The following is a 6808-nucleotide window of genomic DNA, read 5'->3' as shown; positions in this document are numbered from 1 at the left end:
TGCCGACTCACGGCCGTCGAGAACACCGGAGACGAGGTGAGCACCGACACCGACATCCCACTCGAACTCAGCGCCTGAGACCCCTAACGAAGGATCCAACCGCTACACCACTCCAAGGGACTTGACCCGCCCCCGTCACGATGCGGTCTCGCGTGATCGATATGCCGGATCGGAGCATCGCGGGCCCCAGCGCCAGCGACAGCCCCGGTCACAGGCACGCCGTGGCGAGAAGGGCACCTCAGCGGTGAGGCGAGAGGGCACCGCGGCAATGGCGGTGCCGAGAGCGAGCGGCCACCTCAGCCGAGGGATGCCGGAACAGGCGGTCACCTCGCCTGCGGGCGTCACAGCAACGGGAAGAGCACCTCGGCAGCGGATGCGGGACGCCACGGGGACCCCGCGCCACGGCAGCTCGGCACCTGTTCGTTCGGAGGGTTCTGAGGCCTCCCGGCACCCATCGACATTGCGAAGAATCGCGGAATCGCTCTCAGGAACCTTCGTAAATTGAGGGGTGAATGCGGAAAGTGCCGGGTGGACATCCACCCGGCACTCGTCCTGCTGTGCGCGATACTGGGATCGAACCAGTGACCTCTTCCGTGTCAGGGAAGCGCGCTACCGCTGCGCCAATCGCGCTCATCCGCTCCGACATGATGCCGAAGGGCTGTGCACTGGAGACCCATGTGGGTCTTCCGTGCGCGATACTGGGATCGAACCAGTGACCTCTTCCGTGTGAAGGAAGCGCGCTACCGCTGCGCCAATCGCGCTCTGCCCGTCTGACCGGGCCGAACCTGAGGTGGAGAGGGGATTCGAACCCCCGTATACGGCTTTGCAGGCCGCTGCCTCGCCTCTCGGCCACTCCACCGTGAGACGGCCAGGCCTGTCTCCGAGCGGACGACGGGATTCGAACCCGCGACCCTCACCTTGGCAAGGTGATGCTCTACCAGCTGAGCCACGTCCGCATGTCTCCGGGATCTCCCCGGCAACGAAAAACCACTCTATACGTTCACCTCCCCGATGCCAAATCTCCATCGGCATCCGGTCGCGTGACGCTCCTCACACCCGATCCGGACGAGGCACACTCACCTGCGAGGACGCCTCCCCCGGTCCACCCGGTTCAGCGATCTCCCACGCGCGATCAATACACTGGAGCGCGTGGGAGCGAGGGACACGAGACCGGCGGGCTGGCTGTCGCGTTCGCACAAGCACGGCCCCTCCTGGTTGCGCCGTGCCCGCCTGGGCTTCTTCCGCTGGCGCGCGACGATCCACCGCAACCCCCAGGCCTCGTTCGTCTACAAATGGTGCGTCGGCACCCTCGGCGGGCTCATCATCGCCGGCGGGCTCGTGCTCGTACCGCTGCCGGGCCCGGGCTGGGTCATCGTCTTCGTCGGCGTCGCGATCGTCGCCTCCGAGTTCGAATGGGCGCGCGACCTCCTCCACTGGGGCCGAGCACTCCTCCACCGCTGGACGGTGTGGCTGACCCGCCGCCACTGGAGCGTCCGCCTGCTCGTCGCCGGCGCCACCTGCGCCTTCGTGCTCGCTGTGGTGTGGACGATGCTGCGCCTCATCGGCCTGCCGCCCTGGGTGCCCGAATGGCTCGTCCCCGGCTGGCTCGGCCTCGACTAGCTGTGATGTCCAGGGAGGTTGTACCGCCTCGCAGCGCTAGGACTTCTTCGGCCTGCTCGCCTCGAGTCGTGCGAGCTCCGCGGCCGGGTCGAAATCGCCCTGGGGCCATTCGAGACCGAGCTGCTGGAGCTCGTTGATGAGGATCCGCGTGACAGCCCAGCGCGAGTACCATTTCCGGTTCGCCGGCACGACGAACCACGGCGCACCGACACGCGAGGTCCGGTCGAGGACGTCCTGGAACGCCGTCGTGTAGTCCCCCCATGCAGCACGATCGGAGATGTCGGATGCGGAGTGCTTCCACTGCTTGTCGGCCCGGACGAGACGGTCGCGCAGCCGCTCCTCCTGCTCCTCGGGCGAGATCGTGAGCATGACCTTGACCACGCGGATGCCGCTCTCGTGGAGGCCCTCCTCGAACTCGTTGATGACGTCGTAGCGCTCCGCCCACACCTTCTGCGGGGCCAGGCCGTGCATCCGCACCGCGAGGATGTCCTCGTAGTGGGAGCGGTCGAACACGCCGATGTTGCCCCAGCGCGGCAGCCGCCGGTAGACGCGCCACAGGAAGTAGTGCGCCGCCTCCTCCGCGGTGGGCACGCCGAACGCCGCGACCTCGACGCCGTGCGGGCTCAGAGCGCCGACGACGTGTTTGACGAGCCCGCCCTTCCCTGCGCTGTCGCGACCCTGGATGATGAGCAGCACCGAGTGCTGGAGGCCGTTGACGGCGGCGTTGGCGAACAGGCGCTCCTGGAGGTCGGAGAGCACCGCGTTGTCGAGCGACTGCGCGACCTTCCCATCGGCCTTGCTGCCCGAGAATCCGGGTGTGGCCTCGGGGTCGACGGCGGCGAAGCTGTTGCCAGGAGCGAACCGGAGGAGATCGGCGACCTCGCTCGGCGCGGCCTGCGAGACGTTGGCCGCGAGCGGCGGCACCTCGGCGGGTCGGATCTTCACGCTCACTTCTCCTCCCGGCCGGCCAGCGCGGTGAGGCGCGACAGGCAGCGGAGATACTTCTTCTTGTAGCCGCCGGCGAGCATGTCGTCGGTGAAGACCGCGTCGAGACGGGCACCGGAGTTGTGGATGTCGACGCCGCGGTCGTACATCCGGTCGACGAGGGCGACGAACCGCAGCGCGACGCCCTCGTTCTCGATCGTCTCGACGTCGTCCCAGAGAACCGCGTCGACGTCACCGAGCATCCGGCCGTAGCGCGAGGGGTGGACGGTCGAGAGGTGGTCGAGGAGCTCCCCGAACCGGTCCCGGGCGACGATGCCCTCGGCGTTCGCCGCGAGCTCGTCGAGCTCCGCGGAGGTGAGCGCCTCGGGCGGGGTGGGCGCTCCGCGGTGGCGGTAGTCGTCGCCGTCGATCCGCTGCACCGAGAACTGATCGGCCAGCGCCTGGATCTCCCGCAGGAAGTCCTGGGCGGCGAAGCGTCCCTGGCCGAGCGCGCCGGGCAGGGTGTTCGAGGTGGCGACGATCTTTACGCCGGCGTCGGTGAGCTCGCGCATGAGACGGGACATCATCACCGTGTCGCCGGGGTCGTCGAGCTCGAACTCGTCGATGCACACGAGCTTCATCTGCGAGAGCTGCTCACGAGCCTTCTGGAATCCGAGCGCTCCGATCAGGCTCGTGTACTCGACGAAGGTGCCGAACGTCGCCGGTTTGTCGTGGGCGTGCCAGGCCGAGGCGAGGAGGTGGGTCTTGCCCACGCCGTAGCCGCCGTCGAGGTAGACGCCCTTGGTGGCACCCTTCTTCTCGCCTCCGCCGAACAGTTTGGCGAGCATCCCCTGCTTGGGCTTCGCGGTGACGAAGTCACGCAGCGTGTCGCGGGCCTCGGCCTGCGAGGGCTGGGCGGGATCCGGCCGGTAGCTGTCGAAGGACACGTTCTCGAAGTGCGGCGGCGGGACGAGACCGGCGATGAGCTCGTCGGGGGCGACCCGCGGGTTCCGGTCCGTCAGCGCGACGGTCTGCGATGCATTCACAAGGCACAAGTCTACTCAGGCCGCTCGGTCGCAGACCCGCCGCCGAAACACGATGAGGCCTCCCCGCCCGTGTCGACCGGGTCGACTGCCTGCGGATGAAGCCGATCGACGAGGTGCGCCCCCGAGGTTCGATCAGCCGCGAGTGGTCGAGCACCGACGAACTCGGCGCCACTCTCCCCCGAACAGGATGCCGGGCCGGCCGGAGCCCGCAAGCAGGAGTTCGAGAACGGCAGCGCCTCCCAGACTTTCCAGGGCGAATGGCTGACATGGGAGCCCGGCCGCGGGGTCACGGTCGAGCGGTACTGACACCCGGCGCCGTGCGACGCACACCCGTCGCTCGGTGATGTCCTCTGCCCCGGTCGACGCACATTCCGCGCCCCTCCCGGACAGCAGAACTCTCAGGTAACATGCAGAGCGATGTCAGCCACATCACACTGCCGAGACCCGAGGCGTCGGGTACACCGATCTCCCACGAACACAGAAGGCCTTCCCATGCATCCCATCCTCCGCACGCTCGTCGCCGGCATCGCTGCGGCCATGATGATCCTCGGGTTCGTCCCTCTCACGGGTTCACCCCATTCCGCCATCACCGGCGGATCAGTCGCCCATGCCGCGACCCTCACCCCCAAGGGCCCGACATTCAACGACACGAACTTCACCGTGTACATCCCCTCGGACCAGGGCATCCGGTACTACATCGACGTCGACGGCGAGAACGTCACGAAGGACGACCTCGACTACGCCAAACCCGGGAACTACACCGCAGAGGACGGGATCGAGCGCGGTGTGCCGATCAAGGTCACCGCGAAGCCGGCGGGCAGCAGGGACGAGCTCTCCGGGGAGACGGAATGGACCCATGAGTTCGCCCCGCCCACAGTCCGCACCCCCAAGGGTCCGACGTTCAACAACACGAACTTCACCGTCTACATCCCGTCCGACCACGGCGTGCGCTACTACATCGAGGTCGACGGCGAACCCATCACGTCGCCCGGATACGACTACGCGGGACCGGGCACCTACGGCGCTGAGCAGGGTGTGCAGCGCGGTGTTCCGATCACGGTCACCGCCGGTCTCGTCAGCGACCGGGAAGTGCTCGAGGGCGACTCCGAATGGACCCACGAGTTCGCACCTCCCGTCACCCGCACCCCGAAGGGCCCCACCTTCAACGACACGAACGGCAGCGTCTACATCCCCTCGGACTACGGTGTCCGCTACTCCATCGATGTCGACGGCGAAGCGGTCACCTCCGAGGGACACGACTACGCCGCGCCGGGCAACTACACCGCCGAGCACGGCATCGAGCGCGGCGTCCCCATCACCGTCACCGCCCGCGCGGTGAGCAGCCAGGAACTCCTCGACGGCACCACGGAATGGATCCACGAGTTCCCGCCGGCCCCGGCCGATCCCGAACCCGTCACCCCCAAGGGACCGACCTTCACCGACAGCACGCGCACCGTCTACATCCCCTCCGACCGCGGGGTGCGCTACCACATCGACGTCGACGGCACAGCCGTCACCAAGGACGGACTCGACTTCGCCAAACCCGGTGCCTACACCGAAGCCGACGGCATCAGAAGCGGCGCGCCCATCACCGTCACGGCGGTGTCGGCCGGCTCGCAGACCGTGCTCACCGGCGTCACCGAATGGACCCACGAGTTCGAGCCCCCGGAGACTCTCACCCCGAAGGGTCCGACGTTCGACGAGTGGGACGCCACCGTCTACATCCCCTCGGATCGCGGCATCCGCTACTACATCGACGTCGACGGCACGAACATCACCGTCGAGGACCTCCCCTATGCGAAGCCGGGATTCTACGGCGCGCCCGAAGGGATCCGGACCGGGGTCTCGATCACCGTCACCGCTCAGCCCGTGAGCTCGCAGGCAGTGCTCGACGGTACGACGGAATGGGAGATCGAGTTCCACACCCGCCCGGATCGATCCCTCGCGAGCGGCGACGAGTTCGACGACGAGCCGCCGATCCCCAACGCAGGATGGTCGGTCTACAACACCCGCGCCTCCTCGCTCTCGGACGTCGCCAACACGGTCTACACGAAGGACGCGGTGCGCGTGAAGGACGGCAACCTCGAGATCCGCACCGCCCGGCACTGCCTGACCGGCGACGAGGAGCCCACCGAGGAGACCGAGAGTCCCGGTGGAGCGGTGTGCCCTGCCGGAACGCGGACGGTGTACACCTCGGGCCGGATCAACACCGATTTCCTCTACGACGCCCCGTTCGAGATGGAGGTCCGCGCGCGCATGTCGGACAGAATGATCGACGGAATGCATTTCGCGGCGTGGATGCGCAACAATCAGCCCTACTGCACCACCCCGGGGGTCGAGCGCTCGCGCATGTCCGAGATCGACACCATGGAGGTGCTCTCCTCACGCGCCAAGACGACCAACACCACCCATGTGACGTGCGAGAAGCGCAAGAATGCCACCGGCACCCGGCGGGACGGGCACAGCATGCCCGGGCAGATCGCGGGAGCATGGAACACGTACCGGATGACCTGGGACGGCTACGCGGTGCGCTACTACTTCAACGATCAGCTCGTGCCGTCGGACCGCGGACAGACGCCCGAGACCACCGGGAAGACCCTGGGCATGGACCAGGACGACTTCCGCAGCGCGATGAACGACCACCCGTACCAGGTCATCATCGACTCGATCGTGTTCCCCGATACGGTGACCTGGATTCCGCCGGCGAAGCACGACAGGCCCTTCCCCGCCCGAGTCGACCGGGTCGACTACCTGCGGATGAAGCCGATCGACGACATCCATCCCCGGGGTGCGATCGGCCGCGCCTGGAAGAACACCGACTGGCTCGGGGCTCCGCTGTCCGCCGAGGAGGATGCAGGACCGGTCGGCGCCCGGAAGCAGGAATTCGAGCACGGCACCGTGTACTGGTCCTCGGCGACCGGGGCCCACCCGGTCAAGGGCGAGGTGCGCAAGGCGTACGACCGCCTCGACGGCCCCGACGGATTCCTCGGACTGCCGATCTCCGGAGAGAACCCCCTGGCGAAGAACGGCGGCGCCTCCCAGAGCTTCGAAGGCGGCCAGATCCACTGGTCACGCGACACCGGAGCCCACGCCACCCGCGGCGCCATCCAACGCCACTGGCGCTCCCAGGGCTGGGAGAACGGCCGGCTCGGCTACCCCACCAGCGAAGAGACCCCCGTCGCAGGCGGAGGGGTGCGCCAGAGCTTCCAGGGCGGCGT

General features: G+C 67.8%; 4 protein-coding genes and 4 tRNA genes. 2 read left to right on the top strand and 6 right to left on the bottom strand.

Annotation, left to right across the window (positions count from 1 at the left end):
• Positions 1-558 precede the first annotated feature (558 nt).
• The 4 genes from MTQ12_RS14560 to MTQ12_RS14545 form a co-directional block, all read right to left on the bottom strand.
• Positions 559-630: transfer RNA gene (locus MTQ12_RS14560), tRNA-Val, on the bottom strand.
• Between the two features lie 59 nt (positions 631-689).
• A tRNA-Val gene (locus MTQ12_RS14555) sits at positions 690-761 on the bottom strand.
• 27 nt (positions 762-788) lie between these two features.
• Positions 789-859 (bottom strand) — tRNA-Cys (locus MTQ12_RS14550).
• 24 nt (positions 860-883) lie between these two features.
• A tRNA-Gly gene (locus MTQ12_RS14545) sits at positions 884-956 on the bottom strand.
• 193 nt (positions 957-1149) lie between these two features.
• Here MTQ12_RS14545 and MTQ12_RS14540 point away from each other — a divergent pair.
• Positions 1150-1620 (top strand): TIGR02611 family protein, encoded by a 471-nt coding sequence (locus tag MTQ12_RS14540; RefSeq protein ID WP_247619192.1) that lies wholly within the window; start codon positions 1150-1152, stop codon positions 1618-1620.
• Positions 1621-1656: 36 nt separating this feature from the next.
• On the opposite strand, the gene MTQ12_RS14535 is transcribed toward MTQ12_RS14540, so the two are convergent.
• Together MTQ12_RS14535 and zapE are read right to left on the bottom strand one after the other, a co-directional pair.
• On the bottom strand, positions 1657-2565 hold the full coding sequence (locus MTQ12_RS14535) for a PPK2 family polyphosphate kinase (protein ID WP_247619191.1): 909 nt from the start codon (positions 2563-2565) through the stop codon (positions 1657-1659).
• Positions 2566-2567: 2 nt separating this feature from the next.
• The gene (gene zapE / locus MTQ12_RS14530; RefSeq protein WP_247619190.1) at positions 2568-3590 is read right to left on the bottom strand and encodes a cell division protein ZapE; all 1023 of its coding nucleotides are present in this window, start codon (positions 3588-3590) and stop codon (positions 2568-2570) included.
• Between the two features lie 492 nt (positions 3591-4082).
• Here zapE and MTQ12_RS14525 point away from each other — a divergent pair.
• Positions 4083-6808, top strand: a 2726-nt coding sequence (locus MTQ12_RS14525; RefSeq protein WP_247619189.1) for a family 16 glycosylhydrolase, incomplete at its 3' end; no start/stop codon positions are given.

The sequence above is a fragment of the Brevibacterium sp. R8603A2 genome, from assembly GCF_023072605.1.
Lineage (GTDB): Bacteria > Actinomycetota > Actinomycetes > Actinomycetales > Brevibacteriaceae > Brevibacterium > Brevibacterium pityocampae.
This window is presented reverse-complemented; position numbering and strand designations above follow the sequence as displayed.